Source organism: Variovorax sp. GW823-FHT04F07, from assembly GCF_058795995.1.
The window spans coordinates 1,180,910-1,204,037 of record NZ_JBXAIG010000001.1; the positions used below are offsets into that span (position 1 = coordinate 1,180,910).

25 protein-coding genes are annotated in these 23,128 nt (G+C 66.6%); 8 read left to right on the forward strand and 17 right to left on the reverse strand.

Annotated elements, in window-relative coordinates:
• Nucleotides 1-21 precede the first annotated feature (21 nt).
• A complete protein-coding gene (locus tag AC1RAA_RS05560; protein WP_056580425.1) occupies nucleotides 22-747 on the reverse strand; it encodes a YebC/PmpR family DNA-binding transcriptional regulator in 726 nt (241 codons plus the stop codon).
• 118 nt (nucleotides 748-865) lie between these two features.
• Between AC1RAA_RS05560 and AC1RAA_RS05565 the strand changes: the two genes are divergently transcribed.
• From AC1RAA_RS05565 to AC1RAA_RS05580, 4 genes are read left to right on the forward strand one after another with little or no spacing between them, the layout of a single operon-like run.
• Nucleotides 866-1,657, forward strand: a complete 792-nt coding sequence (locus AC1RAA_RS05565) for a class I SAM-dependent methyltransferase (RefSeq protein WP_492727014.1) — start codon at nucleotides 866-868, stop codon at nucleotides 1,655-1,657.
• Nucleotides 1,658-1,659: 2 nt separating this feature from the next.
• A complete protein-coding gene (locus AC1RAA_RS05570) occupies nucleotides 1,660-2,709 on the forward strand; it encodes a chorismate transformation FkbO/Hyg5 family protein (protein WP_492727016.1) in 1,050 nt (349 codons plus the stop codon).
• 36 nt (nucleotides 2,710-2,745) lie between these two features.
• On the forward strand, nucleotides 2,746-3,543 hold the full coding sequence (locus AC1RAA_RS05575; RefSeq protein WP_070060819.1) for a lysophospholipid acyltransferase family protein: 798 nt from the start codon (nucleotides 2,746-2,748) through the stop codon (nucleotides 3,541-3,543).
• A complete protein-coding gene (locus AC1RAA_RS05580) occupies nucleotides 3,507-4,286 on the forward strand; it encodes a glycosyltransferase family 2 protein (protein WP_095948658.1) in 780 nt (259 codons plus the stop codon). The genes AC1RAA_RS05575 and AC1RAA_RS05580 overlap by 37 nt, the downstream gene beginning before the upstream one ends.
• A gap of 236 nt (nucleotides 4,287-4,522) precedes the next feature.
• Here the strand turns inward: AC1RAA_RS05580 and AC1RAA_RS05585 are convergent, their stop codons facing one another.
• The 11 genes from AC1RAA_RS05585 to AC1RAA_RS05635 all read right to left on the reverse strand — a co-directional run bounded on the left by AC1RAA_RS05585 (nucleotide 4,523) and on the right by AC1RAA_RS05635 (nucleotide 15,969).
• Nucleotides 4,523-5,911 carry an efflux transporter outer membrane subunit gene (locus AC1RAA_RS05585; RefSeq protein WP_492727018.1) on the reverse strand — a complete coding sequence of 463 codons (1,389 nt, stop codon included), beginning with the start codon at nucleotides 5,909-5,911 and terminating at the stop codon, nucleotides 4,523-4,525.
• Nucleotides 5,904-7,886: a macrolide ABC transporter ATP-binding protein/permease MacB gene (gene macB, locus AC1RAA_RS05590; RefSeq protein WP_492727020.1), complete on the reverse strand. Its 1,983-nt coding sequence runs from the start codon at nucleotides 7,884-7,886 to the stop codon at nucleotides 5,904-5,906. The genes AC1RAA_RS05585 and macB overlap by 8 nt, the downstream gene beginning before the upstream one ends.
• Nucleotides 7,883-9,043: a macrolide transporter subunit MacA gene (macA, locus tag AC1RAA_RS05595; protein WP_492727022.1), complete on the reverse strand. Its 1,161-nt coding sequence runs from the start codon at nucleotides 9,041-9,043 to the stop codon at nucleotides 7,883-7,885. Before macA ends, macB begins: the two co-directional genes overlap by 4 nt.
• A 200-nt stretch (nucleotides 9,044-9,243) precedes the next feature.
• Nucleotides 9,244-9,747 (reverse strand): disulfide bond formation protein B, encoded by a 504-nt coding sequence (locus AC1RAA_RS05600; protein ID WP_492676922.1) that lies wholly within the window; start codon nucleotides 9,745-9,747, stop codon nucleotides 9,244-9,246.
• Nucleotides 9,744-10,841 carry a sulfate/molybdate ABC transporter ATP-binding protein gene (locus tag AC1RAA_RS05605; protein WP_062470081.1) on the reverse strand — a complete coding sequence of 366 codons (1,098 nt, stop codon included), beginning with the start codon at nucleotides 10,839-10,841 and terminating at the stop codon, nucleotides 9,744-9,746. The genes AC1RAA_RS05600 and AC1RAA_RS05605 overlap by 4 nt, the downstream gene beginning before the upstream one ends.
• A 20-nt stretch (nucleotides 10,842-10,861) precedes the next feature.
• On the reverse strand, nucleotides 10,862-11,764 hold the full coding sequence (cysW, locus tag AC1RAA_RS05610; protein ID WP_492727024.1) for a sulfate ABC transporter permease subunit CysW: 903 nt from the start codon (nucleotides 11,762-11,764) through the stop codon (nucleotides 10,862-10,864).
• 1 nt (nucleotide 11,765) lies between these two features.
• Complete coding sequence (gene cysT, locus AC1RAA_RS05615; RefSeq protein WP_062470075.1) at nucleotides 11,766-12,653, reverse strand: sulfate ABC transporter permease subunit CysT; 888 nt, start codon at nucleotides 12,651-12,653, stop codon at nucleotides 11,766-11,768.
• Nucleotides 12,654-13,670: a sulfate ABC transporter substrate-binding protein gene (locus AC1RAA_RS05620; protein WP_062470072.1), complete on the reverse strand. Its 1,017-nt coding sequence runs from the start codon at nucleotides 13,668-13,670 to the stop codon at nucleotides 12,654-12,656.
• Nucleotides 13,667-14,242, reverse strand: coding sequence for an RBBP9/YdeN family alpha/beta hydrolase (locus AC1RAA_RS05625; RefSeq protein WP_056580397.1), 576 nt, complete (start codon nucleotides 14,240-14,242; stop codon nucleotides 13,667-13,669). The genes AC1RAA_RS05620 and AC1RAA_RS05625 overlap by 4 nt, the downstream gene beginning before the upstream one ends.
• A gap of 22 nt (nucleotides 14,243-14,264) precedes the next feature.
• The gene (locus AC1RAA_RS05630; RefSeq protein ID WP_062470070.1) at nucleotides 14,265-14,906 is read right to left on the reverse strand and encodes a peroxiredoxin; all 642 of its coding nucleotides are present in this window, start codon (nucleotides 14,904-14,906) and stop codon (nucleotides 14,265-14,267) included.
• Between the two features lie 148 nt (nucleotides 14,907-15,054).
• On the reverse strand, nucleotides 15,055-15,969 hold the full coding sequence (locus tag AC1RAA_RS05635; protein WP_492697077.1) for a LysR family transcriptional regulator: 915 nt from the start codon (nucleotides 15,967-15,969) through the stop codon (nucleotides 15,055-15,057).
• Between the two features lie 135 nt (nucleotides 15,970-16,104).
• On the opposite strand from AC1RAA_RS05635, the gene AC1RAA_RS05640 reads away from it, so the two are divergent.
• Nucleotides 16,105-16,752, forward strand: coding sequence for an FMN-dependent NADH-azoreductase (locus tag AC1RAA_RS05640; RefSeq protein ID WP_159271685.1), 648 nt, complete (start codon nucleotides 16,105-16,107; stop codon nucleotides 16,750-16,752).
• Between the two features lie 164 nt (nucleotides 16,753-16,916).
• On the opposite strand, the gene AC1RAA_RS05645 is transcribed toward AC1RAA_RS05640, so the two are convergent.
• Nucleotides 16,917-17,870, reverse strand: coding sequence for a GlxA family transcriptional regulator (locus AC1RAA_RS05645; RefSeq protein ID WP_095747618.1), 954 nt, complete (start codon nucleotides 17,868-17,870; stop codon nucleotides 16,917-16,919).
• Nucleotides 17,871-18,092: 222 nt separating this feature from the next.
• On the opposite strand from AC1RAA_RS05645, the gene AC1RAA_RS05650 reads away from it, so the two are divergent.
• Genes AC1RAA_RS05650 through AC1RAA_RS05660 form a run of 3 tightly spaced genes read left to right on the forward strand, consistent with a single transcriptional unit; the run spans nucleotide 18,093 to nucleotide 20,012 of the window.
• A complete protein-coding gene (locus tag AC1RAA_RS05650) occupies nucleotides 18,093-19,088 on the forward strand; it encodes an SLAC1 anion channel family protein (protein WP_492727027.1) in 996 nt (331 codons plus the stop codon).
• 1 nt (nucleotide 19,089) lies between these two features.
• A complete protein-coding gene (locus AC1RAA_RS05655; RefSeq protein WP_492727029.1) occupies nucleotides 19,090-19,689 on the forward strand; it encodes a DUF3501 family protein in 600 nt (199 codons plus the stop codon).
• Nucleotides 19,686-20,012: a DMT family transporter gene (locus tag AC1RAA_RS05660; protein ID WP_492727031.1), complete on the forward strand. Its 327-nt coding sequence runs from the start codon at nucleotides 19,686-19,688 to the stop codon at nucleotides 20,010-20,012. The genes AC1RAA_RS05655 and AC1RAA_RS05660 overlap by 4 nt, the downstream gene beginning before the upstream one ends.
• A gap of 122 nt (nucleotides 20,013-20,134) precedes the next feature.
• Here the strand turns inward: AC1RAA_RS05660 and AC1RAA_RS05665 are convergent, their stop codons facing one another.
• From AC1RAA_RS05665 to AC1RAA_RS05680, 4 genes are read right to left on the reverse strand one after another with little or no spacing between them, the layout of a single operon-like run.
• Nucleotides 20,135-20,692, reverse strand: coding sequence for an NADPH-dependent FMN reductase (locus AC1RAA_RS05665; protein ID WP_062470062.1), 558 nt, complete (start codon nucleotides 20,690-20,692; stop codon nucleotides 20,135-20,137).
• Nucleotides 20,693-20,741: 49 nt separating this feature from the next.
• Nucleotides 20,742-21,476 (reverse strand): amino acid ABC transporter permease, encoded by a 735-nt coding sequence (locus AC1RAA_RS05670; RefSeq protein ID WP_095745447.1) that lies wholly within the window; start codon nucleotides 21,474-21,476, stop codon nucleotides 20,742-20,744.
• Nucleotides 21,473-22,189: an amino acid ABC transporter permease gene (locus tag AC1RAA_RS05675; RefSeq protein WP_492727034.1), complete on the reverse strand. Its 717-nt coding sequence runs from the start codon at nucleotides 22,187-22,189 to the stop codon at nucleotides 21,473-21,475. Before AC1RAA_RS05675 ends, AC1RAA_RS05670 begins: the two co-directional genes overlap by 4 nt.
• A gap of 31 nt (nucleotides 22,190-22,220) precedes the next feature.
• The gene (locus AC1RAA_RS05680; protein WP_492676912.1) at nucleotides 22,221-23,063 is read right to left on the reverse strand and encodes a transporter substrate-binding domain-containing protein; all 843 of its coding nucleotides are present in this window, start codon (nucleotides 23,061-23,063) and stop codon (nucleotides 22,221-22,223) included.
• Nucleotides 23,064-23,128: the final 65 nt, after the last annotated feature.

The following is a 23,128-nucleotide window of genomic DNA, read 5'->3' on the forward strand; positions in this document are numbered from 1 at the left end:
GTGGATCCATCATTCATTCGTTCAGTCGGACAGTGCGGCGTTGTGATAGACGTCCTGCACGTCGTCCAGGTCCTCGAGCACGTCGAGCAACTTCTGCATCCTGGCGGCGTCTTCGCCGGTCACGTCCACGGTGTTCTCGGCGCGCATCGTGATTTCGGCGGCGTCGGGCTTCAGGCCCGCAGCTTCGAGCGCGTTTTTCACGGCCTCGAAGTCGCCGATGGCGGTGAGCACCTCGATGGCGCCGTCGTCGTCGGTGATCACGTCCTCGGCGCCGGCTTCGAGAGCCACTTCCATGACCTTGTCCTCGCTGGTGCCGGGCGCGAAGATGATCTGGCCGCAGTGCTTGAACTGGAAGGCCACCGAGCCTTCGGTGCCCATGTTGCCGCCGTGCTTGGAGAAGGCGTGGCGCACTTCGGCCACGGTGCGCACGCGGTTGTCGGTCATGGTGTCGACGATGATCGCCGCGCCGCCGATGCCGTACCCTTCGTAACGAATTTCTTCGTAATTGACGCCTTCGAGGTTGCCCGTGGCCTTGTCGATGTTGCGCTTGACGGTGTCGATGGGCAGGTTGACCGCCTTGGCCTTTTCGACCGCCAGCCGCAGCCGGGGGTTGGCGCTGAGGTCTGCGCCGCCGGCGCGTGCCGCCACCGTGATTTCACGGATGGCGCGGGTCCAGAGCTTGCCCCGTTTCTCGTCCTGGCGGCCCTTGCGGTGCTGAATATTTGCCCACTTGCTATGTCCGGCCATGGCTTTCTCTCTCGCTGTCGTGTGTTTTCAAAGCAAGTGTGGAGTTTACTGTCCGGCGCACACAACGCTCCCCCGGCGCCCGGGATTTCGGCCCGGACCTTTTGGTGATAATTGTTCGATGACGCCATCGCCCATTGCCGGTACGGGAAATCCCGACGCCCTGCCGCCGCACGCCCCGCTGCCGCTGTACTACAACACCGAAGCGGAGCACCAGGCGTTCCTGCGGCGCATCTTCGACAGCACGGCCGCGGACTACGACCGCATCGAAGCCGTGCTGGCCTTCGGCACCGGCCCCTCGTACCGGCGCGATGCACTGAAGCAGGCCGGCCTCACGGCGGGCGCGCAGGTGCTCGACGTGGGCATCGGCACCGGGCTCGTCGCCCGCGAAGCCCTGAAGATCATCGGCTCCACCGGCAAGCTCACCGGCGTCGATCCCAGCGTGGGCATGATGGGCCAGGTCCGGCTGCCCGGCGTCGAACTCATTCAAGGCGTCGCCGAGGCCCTGCCACGGCCCGACGCCAGCTGCGATTTCGTGAGCATGGGTTACGCCATGCGCCACATCAGCGACGTGGCCGCCGCCTTTTCCGAGTTCCATCGCGTGCTGCGCCCCGGCGGGCGCGTGGTGGTGCTCGAGATCACCAAACCCGAGGGCCGCATCGCCACCGCACTGCTGAAAGGCTACATGCGCGCCGTGGTGCCGTTGATCGCCCGCGTGGTCGGCCGCCGCAGCGACACCTCGGAGCTGTGGCGCTATTACTGGGACACGATCGAGGCCTGCATCCCGCCCGAGCGCGTCATGCAGGCCCTGGGCGCCGCCGGCTTCAACGACGTGCGCCGGCATGCGAGCCTCGGGGTCTTCTCGGCCTACACCGGCCGCAAACCCGAATCCACCGCCGACGAGGTTCGCTGAACGTGCGCCCCCAGGACGACCTCCTTCATTCCCCCCTGCGCGTGGAGCGCCTCTCGCTGCCGGACAGCCTTGCGCTGGCCACGCACAGCCATGCGCCCTTCGCCGCGCTCGGCTACGGCACGCCGCACGGTGTCGCCTGGATGCCCACGGTCAACGCGCGCGTGCTGTCGCCGCAAGGCGCGATGGCGGATGTGTGGCACGTGGGACACGCAGGTGACGGCACCCAGGTCCGGTCGGGCACCACCGGCATCGCGCGCTGGCGCACCGACGGGCACTGGCTGCTCGGCGCCATCGACCTCGATGAAGCCGTCGAAGGCCAGGGACTGACCGAGCTCGCACAGCGCGCCTACCGCGACCTGTTCCGCACGCTCGAGCAGGCCGGCACGCCGCACCTGCAGCGCATCTGGAACTACCTGCCGCGCATCAACGCCGACGGCGGCGGTCTCGAGCGGTATCGTCAGTTCAACCTCGGCCGCCAAGAGGCCTTCTTCGAAGCCGGCCGCGCTGCCTTCGAGGGTGCCCCGGCCGCCTGCGCGCTGGGCATCCGCCAGGGCGCGCTGTCGATCCGTTTTCTTGCGGGACGCGCCGCGCCGCTGCCGGTCGAGAACCCGCGGCAGGTGTCGGCCTACCGCTATCCCGAAACCTACGGCCCGCGCTCGCCGACCTTCTCGCGCGCCGCGCTGGCGGACATCGGCGACGACCAGGTCGCGCTCTTCATCTCGGGCACGGCGAGCATCGTCGGCCACGAAACGGTGCACCACGGCGACGTGCGTGAGCAGGCCCGTGAAACGCTGCGCAACCTCGAGGCCGTGATCGCCTCCGCCCATGCGCAGACCACGGCGCGCTTCTCGCTCGATGCGCTCGACTGCGTGGTGTACGTGCGGCATCCGTCGGACACCGAGGCCGTGCGCGAGGTGATCGAAGCCGCGCTCGGCGCCCAGTCGCCGATGGCCCGCCATGCGGTGTACCTGGAAGCCGACATCTGCCGCAGCGATCTGCTGGTCGAGATCGAGGCCCACACGGTCGCCGCCGGCCGGCTGCAGGCCGCCTGAGCGGCCCGCCGTCCGCCCGTCCGACCGACACCACCCATGAACGTGCTGCGTCTTCTCACGTCGATCCCGCTCGCGCTGATGCTCTATGCGCTGCTGCTGTTCCTCGGACTGATCTCGCTGGTCTGGAACTTCGTCGCCATGCTGCTGTACCCGGTGATGCCGGCTGCGCCGGCGCGCGCGCTGGGCCGCATGACCATCGCCTTTGCCTACCGGATGTTCTGGTGGCTCGCGTCCGTCACCGGCATGATGCGCATCGACGCCTCGTGCCTGGACCCGATGCGCAACGAACCCGGCGTGATCTTCGTGGCCAACCACCCGACCATGCTCGATGCGCTGCTGCTGGTGGCGCGGCTGCCGCGCAGCGCCTGCATCATGAAGGCGGAGCTGATGGGCAACATCTTCCTCGGCGCCGGAGCCCGGCTGGCACGCTACATCAGCAACAAGTCGGCCCGCACGATGGTGCGCCTGGCGGTCAACGACTTGCGCCAGGGCGGCCAGCTCGTGATCTTTCCCGAAGGCACGCGCACGGTGACGCCGCCGCTGAACCCCTTCCGCCCCGGCACCACGCTGATCGCCAAGCTGGCGCAGGCGCCGATCCAGACCGTGTTCATCGACACCGACTCGCCCTACCTCGGCAAGGGCTGGCCGCTGTGGCGCGTGCCGCCGCTGCCCATCGTCTTCACGCTGCGGCTGGGCAAGCGCTTTGCGCCGACGCAGGACAGCGATGCGTTGCAGGTCGAGCTGGAGCACTATTTCCGTCAACACATGGAGCAGCGCGCCACCGACGCGTCCCCCGAATGCCAGCAGACGCCTCGCGCACCCACCTTGTCCTGATCCCCAGCTACAACACGGGCGAGCGCCTGTTCTCGACGGTCGCCGCCGCGCGGGCCCAATGGAACCCGGTGTGGGTGGTGATCGACGGCAGCGACGACGGCACGGGCGAGCGGCTGCAGCAGATGGCGGCCGGCGATCCGGGGCTGCGTGTGTGGGTGCTGCCGCAGAACCAGGGCAAGGGCTCGGCGGTGCTGCACGGCTTGCGGGCCGCGAAGGACGCCGGCTTCACGCATGCGCTCACGATGGATTCCGACGGGCAGCATCCGGCGGACCTGATCCCCTCTTTCATGAACGCCTCGCTGGCGCGGCCCGAGACGATGGTGCTGGGCCGGCCGGTGTTCGATGCAAGCGCGCCGCTGCTGCGGGTGCGTGGGCGGCGGGTATCGAACGGCTGGACGCAGCTCGAGACGCTGTTCGCGGGTGTCGGCGATTCGCTTTACGGTTTTCGCGTGTACCCGGTGGTCGACCTGATCGCTGTGATGGCGCGGCAGCCGTGGATGCGGCGTTTCGACTTCGATACCGAGGCGGTCGTGCGGCTGGCCTGGCGCGGGGTCAAGCCGGTGAACATCGATGCGCCTGTGAAGTACCTGACGGCTGAAGAAGGCGGGGTGTCGCACTTTCGCTATGGGCGGGACAACGTGCTGCTGACTTGGATGCACACGCGGTTGATGGTGGAGTTTGTCTTGCGGCTGCCTGGGTTGCTCTTTCGCAAATTGCGGGGGGCGCCGCCGTTTCAGGCCTAGCCTCTTTTTGAGGGGGCGCCCGGCAGGCGATACGGCGCGGTCGGCCCCACTGCGCCGGCCGCTTCGCGGCTGCCCTGCGGTGCTCGCGTTTCGCGGGGTCTCGCAGAACTCGCTTCGCTCAAACAGCTGCGAGCCCTGATCCGCGAAACGCTGCGCTCCTCGGCGGCACAGAGGGGCCGCCCACACCGCACCGCCTGCCGGGCACCTGCTGTGGTGTGGGAGCTCTTCCTCTCTTCCTACTCGACGATGGCCGCGCCGCCCAACGCCTTGTACAGCGTCATCGTGGCGTTGAGCTGGTTCAGACGGTTCTGCGCCAGTGACTCCTCCGCGGCGCGCCGCTTGTCCTTGGCGTCGAGCACGGGCTGCAACGCGGTGGCGCCAGCGCGGTAACGCACTTCCGACAAGGCCTCCGCACGCTGCGCCTGCTGTAACGCCAGGGCCAGCTTGACGCTTTCGTCCTGCAACTGGGTTCGCGACGACAGCGCATTTTCCACCTCGGACAGCGCGGTGTACAGCGACTGGCGGAACCCGACCACCGCTTCTTCATAACGCGTCTGGGACACGGCGACGGTCAGCCGCGCGGTGTTCCATTGCAGGAAAGGCAGCACCAGGCCGGCACCGAGGGTCGCGACCGGGTTCTTCAGCACCTCGCCCAATGCATTGCTCCCCGCGCCCAGCGAACCCGTGAGGCTCAGCACCGGATAGAAGCTGGTGCGCGTGGCATCGACGTTCGCCAGCGAGGACCGCAGGCGCTGCTCCGCGGCACGCAGGTCGGGCCGGCGAGCCAGCAGGCTGGCGGGCAGGCCGGCATCGATCACGGGCAAGGCGGTGTCCGGCAGTTGGGAGGGCTCGTCCCTCGGGGCGTCGGGCGGCATGTCGAACAGGATGGCCAGCGCGTTGCGCGCCTCGACGCGCTGCTGCAGCAGCTGCGTGTGCGCGGCCTCCTGGCTCGCGAGGTTCTGGCCCGCCTGCGCGACGTCGAGCCCGGACACGGCACCCGCCGCATATTTGGCGCGCACCAGCGCCTGGATGCGCCGTGCATCGGCCATGCCGGCTTCGCTCAGCGCGATGCGGTGGTTCAGGTAGCCGGTCTGCCAGTACAGCCCGGCCGTGGTGCCCACCAGCGCCAGCGCCGTAGCCTCGCGGTCGGACTGGGTGGCCTGCAGCTCCCAGTCGGCGACGCTGCGCTGTGCCGACAGGCGGCCCCACAGGTCGACTTCGTAGCTCAGGCTCAGCAAGGAGCTCGCGCTCGATGCGGCCACGCCGCCGCGCTTCAGGTCGAAGCTGCGCTGGGTGCCCAGTTGCCCCGTCACGCCGGGCGTGAGGTTGGTGTTCGCCAGGCCGGCCTGCAGCTGCGCCCGCTGCACGCGGATGCCGGCGGCGGCCAGGTTGTTGTTGGTGCGCAGGGCGCTGTCGATCAGGGTGTCGAGCCGCGCGTCGTGGAAGGCGGTCCACCAGCGGGCCTGCGGCACGGCCGCTGCGTTCTGCGGCAGGGGCTGTTGCTGCTGCCAGGCCTGCGGCACGCCGAGCGGTCGGTGTTCGCGCCGCTCCGGCGCGAACAACGTGCAGCCGCCGAGCGCCAGCGCGATGGCGAGGCCCGTCAGGGTCGGTCGCGCGCTACTCACGCGCCAGCGCCTCGATGGGGTCGAGCCGCGCGGCGTTGCGCGCCGGCAGGTACCCGAACAGCACGCCGATGAGCGACGCGCACAGGAAGGCCGACACCACGGCCCCCAGCGAAAAGATCATTTGCCATTGCTTCACGAACAGCGAGAACACAAAGCTGATGCCGTACGACAGCACCACGCCGATGAAACCGCCGACCAGGCACACGAGCACGGCCTCGGTCAGGAACTGCTGCAGCACGTCGCTCTGGCGCGCGCCCACGGCCATGCGGATGCCGATCTCGCGGGTGCGCTCGGTCACCGACACCAGCATGATGTTCATCACGCCGATGCCGCCCACCACGAGCGAGATCACCGCGATCAGCGACAGCAGCAGCGTGAGCGACTGGCTCGTGCGCTCGGCCGTCTTCACGATGCTGTCCATGTTGAAGGTGAAGAAGTCCTTGCCGCCGTGGCGCAGCGTGAGCAGCCGCACGATGCTCTCTTCGGCCGCCTTGGTGGGCTGGTCGTCGCGGATGCGCACGGTGATGCTGTCGAAGTGCTGCTGGCCGAAGAGGCGGCTTGCACCGGTGCTGTAGGGCAGCCAGATGTTGAGCGACTTGTTCTCGCCGAACATGCTCTTCTTTTCCTGCGCCACGCCGATCACGGTGCACGGCAGGCTGCCCACCAGGATGATCTTGCCGACCGGGTCGGTGCCGTCGGGAAAGAGCTTGCGCCGCGTGTTCTGGTCGATCACCACCACCTGCGACTGGTGCCGCACGTCGTTGGCGTCGAAGTCCGTGCCGCTGGCCATCTGGATGTCGCGCACGCTGAAGAAGTTGTCGCTGACGCCGTTCACGTTGCCGTTGACGTCGGCGCTGCGGTAGCGCAGGCGCAGGCTGCGCATGGTGGTCGGCGTGACGCTGTGCACGAAGGGCTGCGCGGCGATGGCCTGCAGGTCGGCGGGCAGCAGCGTGCGGATGCTCGCGGCCTTGTCGTCGCCGAAGTCGTGGCCCGGGTAGATGTCGAGCGTGTTGGTGCCGATGGCCTTGATGTCGGCCAGCACGAAGCGCTTGGCGCCCTCCCCGATGGCCACGATCGACACCACCGAGGTGATGCCGATGATGATGCCCAGCATGGTCAGCGCCGTGCGCATGCGGTGCGCCATCATCGAGCGCCAGGCCATGCGGAAGGCTTCGGAGAAACGCGCCCAGCCGGTGCTGAAGCGCGCGATGCCCAGCGTGGGGCGGGTCATCGCGGGCGGCGTGGGGGTGTCGTCGCCGACGGTCTGCGCGGGCGCGGCCACGGTCGGCACGTTCGGCCGGTCGCCCACGATCGCGCCGTCGGCGATCTCGATGATGCGTTCGGTGCAGCGTGCCACCTGCATGTCGTGCGTCACGATGATGATCGTGTGCCCCTGCGCATGCAGCTCGCGCAGGATGCCGATGACCTCCTGGCCGCTCTTGCTGTCGAGCGCGCCGGTGGGCTCGTCGGCCAGGATGACCTGCCCGCCGTTCATGAGCGCGCGCGCGATGCTGACGCGCTGCTGCTGGCCGCCCGAGAGCTGGCTCGGCCGGTGCTCGGTGCGGTCTTCCAGGCCCAGGCTCGCGAGCAGCTGCCGTGCCCGCGCGTCGCGCGCCGAGCCCTCGGTGCCGGCATAGACGGCGGGCACCTCGACGTTGCCGGTGGCCGTCAGGTGCTGCATGAGGTGGTAGCGCTGGAAGATGAAGCCGAAGTGCTCGCGCCGCAGCGCGGCGAGCGCATCGCTGTCGAGTGTGCCGACGTCCTGGCCCGACACGATGTAGGTGCCGGTGCTCGGCCGGTCGAGGCAGCCGAGGATGTTCATCAGCGTCGACTTGCCCGAGCCCGAGGCGCCGACGATGGCCAGCATTTCGCCGTGGCCGATGTCCAGGTCGACATCTTTCAGCACCTGGACCTCCTGCTCGCCCGAGGGAAAGTTGCGGCCGATGCCGCGCAGGGTCAGCAGCGGTTGCGTCACTGGCGCGGCCTCCGGTTGCCGCTGTCATTGCCGTCGGTCTTTTCCAGCGCCGAGGCGTCGCCGGTGATGACGCTGTCGCCCTCCTTCAGGCCTTCGAGCACCTGCGCCTGGAAGTTGTTGCTGATGCCCACGCGCACCTGCCGCTTTTCCACGCGCTGGTCGGGCAGGAGCACGCGCACTTCGTGGCGGCCGTCCTTGTCGCGCGTGCCGAGCGCGGTGAGCGGCACGGTCAGCGCCTGCTTGGCCTCGCCCAGCAGGATGGCGACCTGCGCCGTCATGTCGACGCGCAGCGTGCGCTCGGGGTTGGGCACGTCGAACAGCGCGTTGAAGAAGACGGCGTTGTTGATCTTCTCGGGCGAGGGCTGCACCGCGCGCAGCGTGCCGTGGTAGCGCGTGTCGGGGTCGCCCAGGATGGTGAAGTACACCGGCTGGCCGGCCTTCACGCGCACCACGTCGGCCTCGGACACCTGGGCCTTCACGGTCATGGTCGACAGGTCGGCCAGCTTCATCAGCGTGGGCACCTGGAACGAGGCCACCACGGTCTGGCCTTCGAGCGTGCTGATCGACACCACGTCGCCGTCGATGGGCGCGACGATGCGGGTGTACGACAGGTTGGTCTGCGCCGAGGCCAGGGCCAGCTTCTGCTGGCGGATCTGCGCGTCGAGCGAGACGGCGTCGGCGCGCAGCGCGCGCAGCTCGGTGTCGGCGCCTTCCAGGTCCTGGCGCGCGGCGGCGTCCTGCGCCAGCATCTCGCGCTGGCGCGCCCAGGTGAGCTCGGCCTGCTTCACGCGCACTTCCTTGGCGAGCTTCTGGGCCTGCAGGTTCTCCAGCTTGGCCTGCTCCTGTGCGAGCGTGTTCTGCGAGATGACGGGGTCGATCTCGGCCAGCCAGTCGCCCTTCTTCACCGTCTGGCCGAGCACCACCTTCAGCGACTTGAGCTGGCCGGACACCTGCGCGCCCACCTCGACCTGCTTGAGAGCCTGCAGCACGCCGGTGGCGAGCACCGCGTTCTCCAGGTCGCTGCGCTGCACGGTGGCGGTCAGGTAGTCGCTTTTCTTCGGCGGGCTCAGCCAGAAGAAGGCCGCGATGGCCAGCGCGACGAGCAAGGCCAGGCCGACAAGGAGCTTGCGCGATCGTCGCGAAGGAGTGGTGGGCATGCAGTGAAGAAGTGGGATGAAACGGGCGGCGAGGCCCGGGAAGGGATGCGGTTCATCCTAGCCCCGGTTGCTGAAGGCCTGCTAAAGCATGCGTTTTGACGGGCTTTTTGCACAGGCCTGCGCAGCGACCCCTGAAAACGGCGTGGCCCGCTGCCCTCGAAGGACAGCGGGCCACGCCGCAACAACTACTGAAAAAGAACTCAGCGCGCGGTGCGCCGGCGCAAGAGCAAGGTGAGGAGCAACAGCGCCAGCACCGTGAACGCGATGAACGACCAGTTCGCCAGCGTCAGGCCGAACAGCGACCAGTCGATCTTGGAACAGTCGCCGCCGCCGCGGAAGATCATCGGCAGCGCGCGCTTGAGCGGGAAGGTCTCGATCATCCCGTACAGGTCGCGCCCGCACGAGACGACTTCGGGCGGATACCACTGCAGCCAGCTCTGCTGCGCCGCCGTGTAGGCACCGCCCACCGCCGCCGCCAGCGCCAGCACCCCGCCCGTCACCTGCAGACCGCGGCTGCTGAACAGCGCCGCCAAGCCGGTGAACAGCGCCACCAGCATCAGCGCATAGCGCTGCACGATGCACATCGGGCAGGGTTCGAGCCCGACCACGTGCTGCAGATACAGCCCGAAGGCCAGCATGAGGACACAGGCCAGGCAGATCAGCCCGAGCGCGCGGCGCGGCGCGCCGAAGTACCAATGGATCAAGGAGATACCCAATCTTCTTCTACGAACACCCTGGCCTTGCGGGGGTTGGCGACGACGGTGTCGCCTTCCTTCAAGCCCAGGTCGCGGAACTGTTGCGCAGGGAGTTGCGCTTCGATGATGGTTCCGGAGCCCGGATTATCTGGATTCGTTTCGGTGGGCTCAAGTTCCAGCCGCGCGATCGGTCCGACCACGATCGCGCGCGACAGCGTGGCGACGATGCCCGTGGCACCCGACACGTAGCGTGTCACATCGAGGTCATGCGGGCGCACGTAGGCCAGCGCCTTGGCGTCGCGCGCGCTGCTGTGCTCGGGCGAGTCGATGCGCATGCCGTCCAGTTGCACGGCGCCGTTGTCGGCCCGGCCGTGGAACAGGTTCACGTCGCCCAGGAAGCCGTACACGAACGGGCTCGCGGGCTTGTCCCACACATCTTGCGGCGAACCGACCTGCTCGATGCGGCCCTTGTTGATGACCACCACGCGGTCGGCCACCTCGAGTGCTTCTTCCTGGTCGTGCGTGACGAAGATCGAGGTGACGTGCAGCTCGTCGTGCAGCCGGCGCAACCAGCGGCGCAGTTCCTTGCGCACCTTGGCGTCGAGTGCGCCGAAGGGTTCGTCCAGCAGCAGCACCTTGGGCTCCACCGCCAGCGCGCGGGCCAGCGCGATGCGCTGGCGCTGGCCGCCGGACAGCTGCGACGGGTAGCGGTCGGCCAGCCAGTCCAGCTGCACCAGCTTGAGCAGGTCGGTCACCTTGGCCTTTATCTGCGCGTCGCTCGGGCGCTCCTTGCGCGGCTTCACGCGCAGGCCGAAGGCCACGTTCTCGAACACGGTCATGTGGCGGAACAGCGCGTAATGCTGGAACACGAAGCCGACCTGACGTTCGCGCACGTGCACGTCGGTCGTGTCTTCGCCCGAGAAGTGGATGCTGCCGGTGTCGGCCGTTTCCAGGCCCGCGATGATGCGCAGCAGCGTGGTCTTGCCGCAGCCCGAGGGGCCGAGCAGCGCGACGAGTTCGCCCGACTCGACGTCGAGGTTCACGTTGTTCAGCGCCCGGAAGTCGCCGAACTGCTTGCTGATGTTGCGGATTTCGATGCTCATGGTCTTGTTCTCTCGTCTTCTCAGGCCGCCGAAGGCTCGGGGGGACGCTCGGGCGGCAGCTCGGCGATGGCTTTCATTTCGCGCTCATGGCGCCACTCGATGACCGACTTGATCACCAGGGTGACCAGCGCCAGGATCGCCAGCAGCGAGGCCACCGCGAAGGCGGCCACCGACTGGTATTCGTTGTAGAGCACCTCGACGTGCAGCGGCATCGTGTTGGTCTGGCCGCGGATGTGGCCCGACACCACCGACACCGCGCCGAACTCGCCCATGGCGCGCGCGTTGCACAGGATCACGCCGTACAGCAGGCCCCACTTGATGTTGGGCAAGGTCACGCGCCGGAAGGTCTGCCAGCCGGTCGCGCCGAGCACGATGGCGGCCTGTTCCTCGTCGGTGCCCTGCGCCTGCATCAGCGGAATGAGTTCGCGCGCAATGAAGGGAAAGGTCACGAACACGGTGGCCAGCACGATGCCGGGCACGGCGAAGATGATCTTGATGTCGTGCTCCGCCAGCCACGGTCCGAACCAGCCCTGCGCGCCGAACACCAGCACGTAGATCAGGCCCGCCACCACCGGCGACACCGCGAACGGCAGGTCGATCAGCGTGGTGAGGAAGGCCTTGCCGCGGAACTCGAACTTGGCGATGGCCCACGCTGCGGCCACGCCGAAGACGAGGTTCATCGGCACCGCGATGGCCGCGGTGATCAGCGTGAGGCGGATGGCGCTCCACGCATCGGGTTCCTTCAGCGCCTCGAGGTAGACGTTCAGGCCCTTGCGCAGCGCCTCGACGGCCACGGCCGCCAGCGGCAGCACGAGGAACAGGAACATGAACGCCAGGGCGATGCCGATCAGCGTCCAGCGGACCCAGGCCGACTCGGTGGTGCCGGCCTGCGCGCGGCGGATGATTTTCGAAGGTGCGCTCATGTCAGGCTCCTGCGCGCTTGCGTTGCCAGGCTTGCAGGCCGTTGATGACCAGCAGCAGGATGAACGACAGCACGAGCATCACCAGCGCGACCGCGGTGGCGCCCGTGTAGTCGTACTGCTCCAGCTTGCCGATGATGATGAGCGGCGTGATCTCGGAAATCATCGGCATGTTGCCGGCGATGAAGATCACGGAGCCGTACTCGCCGATGGCGCGTGCGAAGGCCATCGCGAAGCCCGTCAGCAGCGCGGGTGCGATCGACGGAAAGATCACCTTCGTGAAGGTCTGCAGGCGCGTGGCGCCCAGCGAGGTGGCGGCTTCTTCGAGTTCCTTCTCGGCGTCTTCGAGCACCGGCTGCACCGTGCGCACCACGAAGGGCAGCCCGATGAAGATCAGCGCAATCACGATGCCCGCCGGCGTGAACGCCAGCTTGATGCCGTGCGGCTCGAGCAGCTGCCCGATCCAGCCGTTGCCCGCGAGCAGCGCCGTGAGCGAGATGCCGGCCACGGCCGTGGGCAACGCGAACGGCAGGTCGACCAGCGCATCGACGATGCGCTTGCCCGGGAACTTGTAGCGCACCAGCACCCAGGCCACCAGCAGGCCGAACACCGCGTTCACCATGGCGGCAATCAGCGAGGCGCCGAAGGTCAGGCGGTACGAGGCCATCACGCGCGGCGCGGTCACCGACACCCAGAAGTGCTCCCAGGTCATCGTGAAAGTCTTGAAGACCAGCGCCGACAGCGGGATCAGCACGATCAGGCACAGATAGAAGACCGTGAAGCCGAGCGTGATGTGGAAACCGGGCAGCACGCGCTTGGCGCCCCCTGCCCGGTTGGCACGTGAAAAAGGCGCTCCCGCTGCCGGGAGCGCCGAAGAAGCAGCGCCGCTCATTTACTTCGCGCCGGGCGTGTAGAGCTTGTCGAACTGGCCGCCGTCATTGAAGTGCACCTTCTGCGCTTCACTCAGGCTGCCGAACAGTTCCTGCACCGTGAACAGCTGCAGCGGCTTGAAGGTCGAGGCGTACTTCTTGAGCACGGTCTGCGAACGCGGGCGCAGCGCATGCTTGGCGGCGATTTCCTGCGCTTCTTCGGAGTACAGCCAGTCGAGGTAGGCCTTGGCCAGCTCGCCCGTGCCCTTCTTCTTGACGGTGCGCTCGACGATGGCGACCGGGTTCTCGGCCACGATGGAGATCGACGGGTACACCGAGTCGACCTTGCCGGTGCCGAATTCGCGGTCGATCGAGACCACTTCGGATTCGAAGGTGATCAGCGCATCGCCGATGTTGCGTTGCAGGAAGGCGGTGGTCGCGTCGCGGCCGCCGCGTGCCAGCACCGGCACGTTCTTGAACAGCTTGCCGACGAACTCGGCAGCCTGGGCGTCGGTGCCGCCCTTCTTCTTGATGTAGCCCCAGGCGGCCAGGTAGGCATAGCGACCGTTGCCGCCGGTCTTGGGGTTGACGATCACGACCTGCACGCCGGGCTTGACCAGGTCGTCCCAGTCCTTGATGCCCTTGGGGTTGCCGTTGCGCACCAGCAGCAGCATGGTCGAGGTGGTGGGCGATGCGTTCTCGGGGAACTTCTTGTTCCAGTCCTTGGCGACCACGCCGGCGTTGGCCAGGAAGTCGATGTCGGTCGAGGTGTTCATGGTCACCACGTCGGCATCCAGGCCGTCGGCCACGGCGCGCGCCTGGGCGCTGGAGCCGCCGTGCGACTGGTCGATCTTGACGTCCTTGCCCGTGGCCTTCTTGTAGTTCGCCACGAAGGCCGCGTTGTAGTCCTTGTAGAACTCGCGCGCCACGTCGTACGAGGCGTTCAGCAGCCCCGTGCCTTGTGCGAAGGCGGTGCTGCCGGCGAGTGCGGAGGACGCCAGCGCGAGCACGGCGACGAAGGTCTTGATTCTGGAAGTCATGTGGTTGCCAGGTTTTCTGAAAATTCACGTCCCGCCGACCAGGCGGCGGGTTCGTCGGTCAACGATTGCAGCAGGGCCAGGCCGAGCGGCCAGTCTCCGTGCCCCGAATCGATGTTGATGTGCCCCGCATTCTGCATGCGCACGAACTCGCTGCCCCAGGCGCGCGAATAGGCGCCCGCCAGGCGGATCGGGCAATAGGGATCGTTGCTGCTCGCCACCACGATGCTGCGGTACGGCAGCGCCGCGTAGGGCACGGGTGCGAAGTCGGACAGCACCGCGCGGCGCTCGGGGTCGGCCGGCGCCACCAGCAGCGCGCCCTGGATGCGGGCGGCGGCCTCGGGCGGCAGGTGCGCGGTGGCGATGCAGCCCAGGCTGTGCGCCGCGATGACCACGGGGCCTTCGCTTTCGAGCACCAGCTTGGCCAGCGCGGGCACCCAGGCGTCGCGCTTGGGCGAGGCCCAGTCGTCCTGCGCCACCCGCGCCGCGCCCGGAATGCGTTCTTCCCACAGGCTCTGCCAATGGCCGGGCCCGGAGTCGCGCCAACCGGGCACGATGACGACACGAGTCTGCATGACGGCGCGGTCCTGCGGCTTCTTACTTGTTGGGCTGCGGCGTGATGCGCAGGTAAGGCTTGACGGCCTTGAAGCCCTTGGGGAAGCGCTCGGCCAGCTCGGCCGGGTCCTGGATGCTCGGCACGATGACGACGTCGTCACCGTCCTTCCAGTTCACGGGCGTGGCGACCTTGTGGCTGTCGGTGAGCTGCAGCGAGTCGATGACGCGCAGGATCTCGTCGAAGTTGCGGCCGGTCGACGCCGGGTAGGTGATGGTGGTGCGGATGACCTTCTTGGGGTCGATGATGTAGACGCTGCGCACCGTGGCCGTGGTCGAGGCGTTCGGGTGGATCAGGTCGTACAGGTCGGCCACCTTGCGGTCGGCGTCCGCAATGATCGGGAAATTGACGGTGGTGTTCTGCGTCTCGTTGATGTCGCCGATCCACTCCTTGTGCTTGGTGGCCGGGTCGACGCTCAGCGCGATGGGCTTGACGCCGCGCTTGGCGAACTCGCCCGACAGCGCCGCCGTCTTGCCGAGCTCGGTGGTGCACACGGGCGTGAAATCGGCCGGGTGCGAGAAGAACACGATCCACGAATCGCCGGCCCACTGATAGAAGTCGATCGGGCCTTCGCTGGAGTCCTGGGTGAAATTGGGGGCGGTGTCGCCGAGTCGCAGGGTTGCCATGGTCGCTCCAAGGAGGGGGTGAAGCCCTGGATTGTGCGAACCGCTGCTTCAATGGCAAACGAATATCTGTTTGTTTGGATATGACGTTTTTCGCATATAGAACCTGCGCAGGCCCACTATGACGCTATCTTTTAGATAGCAATCTGCCTCAGAACATCCGCATCTGCTCGCTTTGCAGGTGTTCGGACAGGAAGTCGATCAGCCGCCGCACCGCCGGCACCAGCGCCCGCCGCGCCGGAAACACCATGTGCGCCACCACCGGCGACGGCCCCCAGCCGGGCAGCACCCGCACCAGCCGGCCCGCCTCGATGTCGGCACTGCACATGTAGTCGGGCAGCAGGGTCACGCCGACACCGCCCAGCGCGCCGAACTGCAGCGTCGCGAGGTCGTCGGCCACGTAGCGCGGCGTGTGCACATGCACGTGGCTGCGGCCTTCCGGGCCTTCGAGCCGCCACTCCGAGCGCCCTTCCCCGTTGACCGACATGGCCGCCGTGGGCAGCTTCGCGAGGTCGGCGGGCGTATCGACCGGGCCCTGGCTGGCCAGCAGCGTCGGGCTCGCGACCAGCACGCCGCGGCTGTGGCCGAAGGTCTTGGCCACCAGCACCGTGCTGTCCTCGATGGTCGGGCGCACGCGCAGCGCGATGTCGATGCCCTCCTCGATCAGGTCCACCGGCCGGTTGATGACGCGCATGTCGACGCGCACCGCCGGGTGGCGCGCCATGAACACCGGCATCAGCTGCGCCAGCCCGCTGTGCGAGATGGTGACCGGGCAGGTCAGCCGCACCAGCCCGCTCGGCTCGGTCTGCACCTGCGCCACCGCCTCGGCCGCCGCTTGCGCCGCATCGCGCATCGCCGAGGCATGCCGCAGGTAGATCTCGCCGGCCGGCGTGAGCGACAGGCGGCGCGTGCTGCGCTGCATCAGCTGCACGCCCAGGCGCTCCTCGAGCTCGGCCACGCGGCGCGACAGCCGCGATTTGGGGATGCCCAGCGCCCGGCTGGCGGCGGCAAAGCCGCCCCGCTCGGCCACCTCGGCGAAGAACACCATGTCGTTGAGGTCTTGCATGGCTTTATTGTCCTACCAACAGAACGATCTGATCAAATTTTGGCCACTTATCAGCCACTCACATCAAAAATAGAATTCTCCCAACGCCGGCCACTTCTCAGCGCCGACACCTTGCACAGAAAGTGATTGACTGACATGAAGCTGCTCCACATCGACTCCAGCATCCTCGCCGCCGGCTCCACCTCGCGCCAGCTGACCGCCGAAACCGTCGCCGCATGGCGCGCCGCCCACCCCGACACCCAGGTCGAGTACCTCGACCTCGCCGTGGACGCGCCCTCGCACTTCGGCGTCGACGCCCTCGGCATCAAGACCGGCGTGCAGGCCCAACCGACCGAAGCGCAACTGCGCGAGAACGCCCTGTCCGAAAAGCTGGTGACCCAGTTCCTGGCCGCCGACGTCGTGGTGCTCGGCGCCCCGCTGTACAACTTCACCATCCCGACCCAGCTCAAGGCCTGGATCGACCGCCTCGCGCAAGCCGGCCGCACCTTCAAGTACACCGAGAAGGGCCCCGTCGGCCTGGCCGGCGGCAAGACGGTGATCGTGGCTTCGAGCCGCGGCGGCATCTACTCGACCTCCGAAGGTGGCCAGGCCGCGGAACACCAGGAGAGCTACCTGAAGGTGATCTTCGGCTTCTTCGGCATCACCGACGTGCGCTTCGTGCGCGCCGAAGGCATCGCGATGGGTGACGCGCCCAAGGCCGCCGCCCTGGCCGCCGCCCGCGCCGACATCCTCGTGGCCACGACCGAAGCCGCGAACCAGAAGAACGTCGCGCAAGCCGCCTGAAGCTTCCGCGGCCGGAACGGACTTGTCTGGCTGATGCAAAAGCCAACAGAACCAGTCGCTTAAGAAGCTGGATGTCATTGCCGCTTGGTTGAGCCCATGCAGCGTAGAGCTGTCTGGGCCAATCGAGCGTTCACTGTGCGCTACCTTCTGCAGACCCAAGAGCTTCAGCTGGAGAATCTTTTGCGGTAGTCCGCAGGTCCGACCCCGAGCCGCCGGTGAAACGCCCGGCGAAGGCCGTCCCCATTGGCATAGCCTACTTCGTCGGCCAAACCCTTCAACGAAACGTTTGACTCCTCGATGCGCCTACGCGCTGCGTCGATTCGAACGCTCTCGACATAGTCTGCAGGCGTCATGCCAGCCTCAAGTCGAAAAATCCGCGCAAAGTTCCGCTCACTCATCTTTGCTTGCAGGGCGAGCGCAGGCACGCTGAGGTCGGCCCGGAGGTTGCCCAGGACAAAGTCTTGAATCTCACGAATTGCGGAACGCTCGGCGGTCTGGGCCGCGAGGTGCGCACTGAACTGGGACTGGCCTCCGGGGCGCTTCAGAAACATCACCATCTCGCGAGCCACGCGAAGTGCCAGATCGCGCCCATGATCTTCCTCGACCAGAGCGAGCGCGAGATCCATTCCGGCAGATACGCCCGCCGATGTGTAGAGATTCCCATCTCTCACGAATATCGCGTCAGCGTCAACGTCTGTAGTTGGATAGTCCGCGGCAAGTCGGTCTGCTGCATTCCAGTGCGTGGCCACCTTCTTTCCGCTCAGAAGACCGGCGGCTGCCAACACAAAGGCACCGCTGCAAACCGACCCGATGCGTCGCACCCTCCCACATTGCTGCCGAAGCCACGTCTTGAGCGCTTCGTTGCCCGTCACGCTGTGCACATCTGGACTGCCCGCAACCAGCAACGTGTCGATCGCACCTCGATGGCTGGCAATCGTGGCATCGATCATCAGACGCAGCCCGCTGCTGCTCTTGAGTGCCCCTTCATCTGGGGCGATGACCTGCACACGGTACGCGCGCGGATCTCCCAGCTGCCTCGAAGCCTCGGCAAAGATGTCAGCCGGGCCGACAACATCAAGCAGCTGAACACGTGGGAAAGCAAGGATGGCGATACGCATCGGGGTGGCTCCGTCATGCACGCCATGGGCGCGCCGTGCCGGAAGTTTGGCCGGATCTCACGGGATTGGCAATTCAAGCCACGGGGTTTGACCATGCTTTAACGAGGTCGGCTGTATCTGCTTGAACATTGGCAGAAAAGAACGGAGGACTGCAGCCCGCGCCCTCGCCTGTTGGCGGAAACTTTCGCACATGGCACTTTCCGCCAACATACGGAGCAACAAATGACCGCCGATCTCCTCTCTGCTGAACAGCAGTCCCGCCCTGCAGTAACTGGTTCCATCCGAAATCTTCCTGTCAACCTTTTCGGAGCTGTCATGGGCCTCTCAGGCCTTGCACTGGGTTGGCGCCTGGCCACCCAGTCTCTTGGCTTTGGCCCGCAAGTCGCGGATGCCCTGAGCATCTTTTCCAGCCTCGTTTTTCTGGCCATCACGGTCGCGTATCTTTTCAAGCTGGTGAAGCATCCCGACGCTGTCCTGGCCGAGTTCCGCCACCCCATCGCTGGCAACTTCTTCGGAACAATCACCATCTCGCTGTTGCTGCAGTCGGCCGTACTGGGCCACTACTTCGGGCAGGTGGGACTGGTGTTGTGGATCGTTGGCACCGTCACGACACTCCTGGTGAGCTACGTCGTCGTTTCCCGGCTGCTATCCGGCGGGGGTGACCCCTCGCACGCCGTGCCTGCCTGGTTGATTCCCGGTGTTGCCGCGCTGGACATTGCCGTGACCTTCGCCTACACCGATCTACCGGGCTCCGCCGAGACTTTGCGTGTCGCTGCCGGCATTGGCACGGCCCTCGCCTTGGTGATGTTCACGATGATCGTCGTGAGACTCGTGCAGCGAGAGCCGCTCGCTGCGGCCATGACGCCTTCTCTGATGATTCTCGTGGCTCCGTTTGAGGTTGGCTTCCTCGCCTACACCAATCTCACAGGCGAAGTCGACGCCTTCGCCGCAATGCTCTTTTACTTCGGCCTCTTCCTGTTCCTGGTTCTGGCGCCCAAAGTGTTTCGGCCGGGCATTGCGTTCGGTCCCGCGTGGTGGGCGATCAGTTTCCCCCTCGCCGCGCTCGTCAACGCTGCACTCAAATATGCGTCCGTGCAGTCATCGCAGCCCCTGACGTGGCTTGCGTGGGGCTTGCTGATTCTGCTCACCGCGGCTCTGTCGCTACTGACTGTGCGGACCTTCCGTATCGTCTTCAACGGCAAGCTCCTTGCGAACTGAAGTGACCGAAACTCAGCGCTCACCAAGAGGGTCGCAGCCCCTGTCACGCAGGCAGTTTGAGCAGGCACGCGGTACGCACAGCCAACGGCTTCTTGATCTCCGAGCCGCTCGCAGCTTGCCGACAAGGCCGCCATACGCCGTCAGCTTCGAAACCAAGGAGTCGCTTTGGCTGCAGGGCCAGGAAGCCTTGCATGCACAAGGACTCCGAGAAGAAGCGATTGAGAATGAAATCAGCAACTACGTTGCGATGGCTCCTGCACGCAACGAACTGATGGCGCGCATCACATTCGATCCCACGACTGGTCAACAAGAAGTTTCCTCAGCGTCTCGACGTGCCCAACAAACCGATGCCGAGCAGGAAACGGATCTGGTTTTCTGTGGGCATGCAGTAAGGGGCCAACTCAGTAAGCGCGCGTTTGAGCACGGCACAGCATCTGAGCTCGTCCTGTATGTCGGATTTCACTTGACGGACCAACAGGCCGCTCACTTCTGCCTGTTCAGCAGCAAGGTGTCCTTTCACGTTGGTCGCTCAAAGCACCGTGTTGCTTCTGTGCCTTTGATCTTGCGTATGCGACTCGCAGCCGAATGGGCCCAATCATGAATGCGATGACCGCATGGGTAGCGCTTTTTGCTGCTGGGGGACTCGAAATCCTATTTGCCGTCGGGCTGAAATCGGCCACAAGATTCGACCGCCCTTGGGTGTTGGCAGGCACGATCGCTTCGCTTCTCGGCAGCCTGTCACTGCTCACCTTCTCGCTGAGGCATTTGCCAGTCGGTTCTGCCTACGCCGTGTGGACAGGCATCGGTGCGGTCGGAACAGCGATTGTGGGCATGGTTCTCTTGGGAGAGTCGGCTTCGGCACTCCGGCTACTTTGCATTGGGCTGATTGTCATGGGCGTGGTCGGGCTTAAATCGCTCCACTAGCGGTCCCGAAGAAACCCCTCGTTCTGAGGGGCGAGGAATCTTGTGCAACAGCTAGATGGCTCCGACACCGGAACGAAAAAGCCGCCCTTGGGGCGGCTTTTTCATGGGCGATTGCCTTGCGTTCAGGCTGCCGAGTGCGCCTTGACCCAAGCCACGTACTTGTCCATCCAGCCCTGCAGGAACTTCTGCGTGCCTTCGTTGCCGATGTGGCCCTTGTCGTCGAACAGGCCTTCTTTGGCCTGCAGGAACACCTCGGGGCCGCCCATCGTGGGCGCGTCGAGGTAGGCCAGGATGTTGCGCAGGTGCTGCTGCGCCAGCGCGGTGCCGATGGCGCCCACCGAAATGCCGAGCACGCCGGTCGGCTTGCCGGCCCACACGCTCTGGCCATAGGGGCGCGAGGCGTGGTCGATGGCGTTCTTCAGCACGCCGGGGATCGAGCGGTTGTATTCGGGCGTGACGAACAGCACGCCCTGCGCGGCGGCCACTTCGCTCTTGAGGCGCTTCACCTGGGCGGCCTGGTTGCCGTCGTCGTCCTGGTTGTACAGCGGCAGGTCGTCGATGCGCAGGGTCTCGAACGTGAAGTCCGACGGCGCGAGATGCGCCAGGGCCAGGGCCAGCTTGTGGTTGAACGAATCCTTGCGCAGGCTGCCGACGATGACGGCGATCCGGGTCTGTGCCATGAGGTGGAACTCCTTGAAATAAGAAAGGCTGTCGGAATGACCGGGACGATTATGCGAAGCGCTCAAGACCTTTTCCAGAAAAGTTCATGACAACCGGCGCACCCGCCTGCGCGCGGCGCACGACTCCGTGGGCCAGCCGGTCCAGCCCGGTGCACAGCAGCCAGTAGATCGCGCCCACCAGCACGAAAATCTCCGCCGGGTAGACCATGGTGCGCGCATTCACCTGCGAGGCCACGAACGACAGCTCGCCCACGCCCACCACGTAGGCCAGCGAGCTGTCCTTCACGAGCGTGACCCACTGGTTGACAAACGACGGCAGCATCATCCGCAGCGCCTGCGGCAGCACGACGTGGCGCAGCGTGCCCCAGCGCGTGAGCCCGAGCGACAGCCCCGCCGCCCACTGCCCGGCCCCGATGCCGCGGATGCCCGCATGCACCGCGTGCGCCAGGTAGGCGCCGCCCACCAGCGACAGCGCGCACATCACCGACAGCACGCCCGGCACGCTCACGCCCAGCGCGAACGGCAGCAGGAAGTAGGTCCAGAAGATCAGCATCAGCACCGGGATCGCACGCAGGAAGGCCAGCCCCAGCGTCAGCACGCGCTTCAGCGGCCCCCGCGCCATGGCCAGCCCGATGCCCCACGCCAGCCCCAGCAGCGCCGACGCGATGCCCGAGCCGGCGCTGAGCAGCACCGTGAGCGCCGCACCGCCCAGCTCGCCCTGCGGAAAGGCACCCCACAGCAGGTACGGCAGGCTGTCCCACAGCATGTGCAATGCATCGGTCATGCAGCGGCCCTCCCCGGCACCGCCGATTGCCGACGCGCAGCCCACGCTGCCAGCAGCTCGATCGCGCCGATGGTCACGATGTAGAGCAGCGTCGCCACGCCGAAGGCCTGGAAGGTCTTGAAGGTTTCCGCCTCGACCTGGCGCGAGGCGTACGACAGCTCGACCAGCCCCACGGCCATCGCGAGCGAGGTGTTCTTGACGATGTTCATGTACTGCCCCAGCAGCGGCGGCAACGCGATGCGCAGCGCCTGCGGCAGCACCACCTGCGCCAGCACCTGCGCGCGCGTGAAGCCCAGCGCCTGTGCCGCCAGCGTCTGCCCCTCAGGCACGCCGCGGATGCCCGAGCGGATGTCCTCCCCCACGTAGGCGGCCGCATACAGCGTGAGCCCGAGCAGCGCCGACAGAAGTTCGAAGGAAACGAAGCGCCCCGCCAGCAGCCCTTCGCGCAGCGCCTCGGGCAGCAGGCTGGGCGCGCCGAAGTACCAGAAGAAGAGCTGCACCAGCAGCGGCGTGTTGCGAAACAGCGAGACGTACGCGCCGCTCGCGCGCAGCCACGCGGGCCGGCTCGACGAGCGCCCCGCCGCCACGACGACACCCAGCAGCGTGGCGCCCGCCGCCACCAGCAGCGAGGCGCCCACGGTCACGAGCCAGCCGTCGAGCAGCCAGCCGAGGTAATGGGGCGCGAGCAGGTGCTCGCGCAGGAAATCGCTCAAGGCCGCATCGATCCGGTCGTTGCGCGCCCCATCAGTTGGCGGCCACGCGCTGGTCGCCGATCTTCAGCAGGCGCGGCAGCGGCGCCTTGCTGTTCGGACCGAACCAGGTGTCGTAGATCGCCACGGCGCGGCCGTTCTTCTCGCTGTCGACCAGCCAGGCGTTGAGTGTCTCGAGCAGGCGCGTCTCGCCCTTGGCCACGGCCGCGCCGAGGTACTCCTTCGACACCGTGATCGCCGGGATCTCGTACTTCTCCTTGTCGGGAATCGCGTTCCACTGCGCCGTGAGCTTCACGCCGTCGTTGGTGATGGCCTGCACGTTGCCGTTGCGCAGCGCGGCCAGCGCAAAGGGCGAATCGTCGTAGAGCACGACCTTGGCGTCGGGGTAGTTCTTGCGCAGGTTCGACTCCATCGTCGTGCCCTTCTCGGTACCGATGCGGATGTCCTTGATCTGCGCGGCCTCCTTCAGCACGCCCTTCTTCGCCAGGAACTGCTGGCCGACCAGGAAGTACGGCGTGGTGAAGTCGACTGCCTTGGCACGTTCGTCGGTGATGGTGAAGCTGGCGAACACCACGTCAGCCTTGCCCGAGGTGAGCAGCGGGATGCGGTTGGCCGGGTTGGTCGGCACCAGCTCGATCTTCACGCCCAGGCTCTTTGCGAACTCGGTCGCCAGGTCGATGTCGTGGCCCACCTGCTTCTTGCTGGCCGGGTCGATGTAGCCGAAGGGCGGGTTGCCGTCGAACGCGGCCACGCGCAGCACACCGGCCTTGCGGATGTCGTCGAGCTTGTCGGCCCAGGCAATGTTGCCCAGGGTGGTGAGAGCGCCGATTGCCAGGGCCAGGCTGGTCACGGTGAAAGAGTGGGTGTTGCGGGTCATGCCTGCGCTTCGCTGGAAGTGGAAAAAGAGAGCGCGACTCTAGGCAGCGCCGCGTGCGGCGCCAA

Bases quoted from the DNA above. Each gene is read 5' to 3' on its own strand.
- AC1RAA_RS05660 (WP_492727031.1), top strand. From the start codon at position 19,686: ATGAATGCGATGACCGCATGGGTAGCGCTTTTTGCTGCTGGGGGACTC.
- AC1RAA_RS05665 (WP_062470062.1), bottom strand. From the start codon at position 20,692: ATGGCACAGACCCGGATCGCCGTCATCGTCGGCAGCCTGCGCAAGGAT.
- AC1RAA_RS05620 (WP_062470072.1), bottom strand. From the start codon at position 13,670: ATGACTTCCAGAATCAAGACCTTCGTCGCCGTGCTCGCGCTGGCGTCC.
- AC1RAA_RS05560 (WP_056580425.1), bottom strand. From the start codon at position 747: ATGGCCGGACATAGCAAGTGGGCAAATATTCAGCACCGCAAGGGCCGC.
- AC1RAA_RS05670 (WP_095745447.1), bottom strand. From the start codon at position 21,476: ATGACCGATGCATTGCACATGCTGTGGGACAGCCTGCCGTACCTGCTG.
- macA (WP_492727022.1), bottom strand. From the start codon at position 9,043: ATGCCCACCACTCCTTCGCGACGATCGCGCAAGCTCCTTGTCGGCCTG.
- AC1RAA_RS05580 (WP_095948658.1), top strand. From the start codon at position 3,507: ATGCCAGCAGACGCCTCGCGCACCCACCTTGTCCTGATCCCCAGCTAC.
- AC1RAA_RS05645 (WP_095747618.1), bottom strand. From the start codon at position 17,870: ATGCGTATCGCCATCCTTGCTTTCCCACGTGTTCAGCTGCTTGATGTT.
- AC1RAA_RS05680 (WP_492676912.1), bottom strand. From the start codon at position 23,063: ATGACCCGCAACACCCACTCTTTCACCGTGACCAGCCTGGCCCTGGCA.
- AC1RAA_RS05635 (WP_492697077.1), bottom strand. From the start codon at position 15,969: ATGCAAGACCTCAACGACATGGTGTTCTTCGCCGAGGTGGCCGAGCGG.
- cysT (WP_062470075.1), bottom strand. From the start codon at position 12,653: ATGAGCGGCGCTGCTTCTTCGGCGCTCCCGGCAGCGGGAGCGCCTTTT.
- AC1RAA_RS05605 (WP_062470081.1), bottom strand. From the start codon at position 10,841: ATGAGCATCGAAATCCGCAACATCAGCAAGCAGTTCGGCGACTTCCGG.
- AC1RAA_RS05575 (WP_070060819.1), top strand. From the start codon at position 2,746: ATGAACGTGCTGCGTCTTCTCACGTCGATCCCGCTCGCGCTGATGCTC.
- AC1RAA_RS05625 (WP_056580397.1), bottom strand. From the start codon at position 14,242: ATGCAGACTCGTGTCGTCATCGTGCCCGGTTGGCGCGACTCCGGGCCC.
- AC1RAA_RS05565 (WP_492727014.1), top strand. From the start codon at position 866: ATGACGCCATCGCCCATTGCCGGTACGGGAAATCCCGACGCCCTGCCG.
- AC1RAA_RS05640 (WP_159271685.1), top strand. From the start codon at position 16,105: ATGAAGCTGCTCCACATCGACTCCAGCATCCTCGCCGCCGGCTCCACC.
- cysW (WP_492727024.1), bottom strand. From the start codon at position 11,764: ATGAGCGCACCTTCGAAAATCATCCGCCGCGCGCAGGCCGGCACCACC.
- AC1RAA_RS05630 (WP_062470070.1), bottom strand. From the start codon at position 14,906: ATGGCAACCCTGCGACTCGGCGACACCGCCCCCAATTTCACCCAGGAC.
- AC1RAA_RS05650 (WP_492727027.1), top strand. From the start codon at position 18,093: ATGACCGCCGATCTCCTCTCTGCTGAACAGCAGTCCCGCCCTGCAGTA.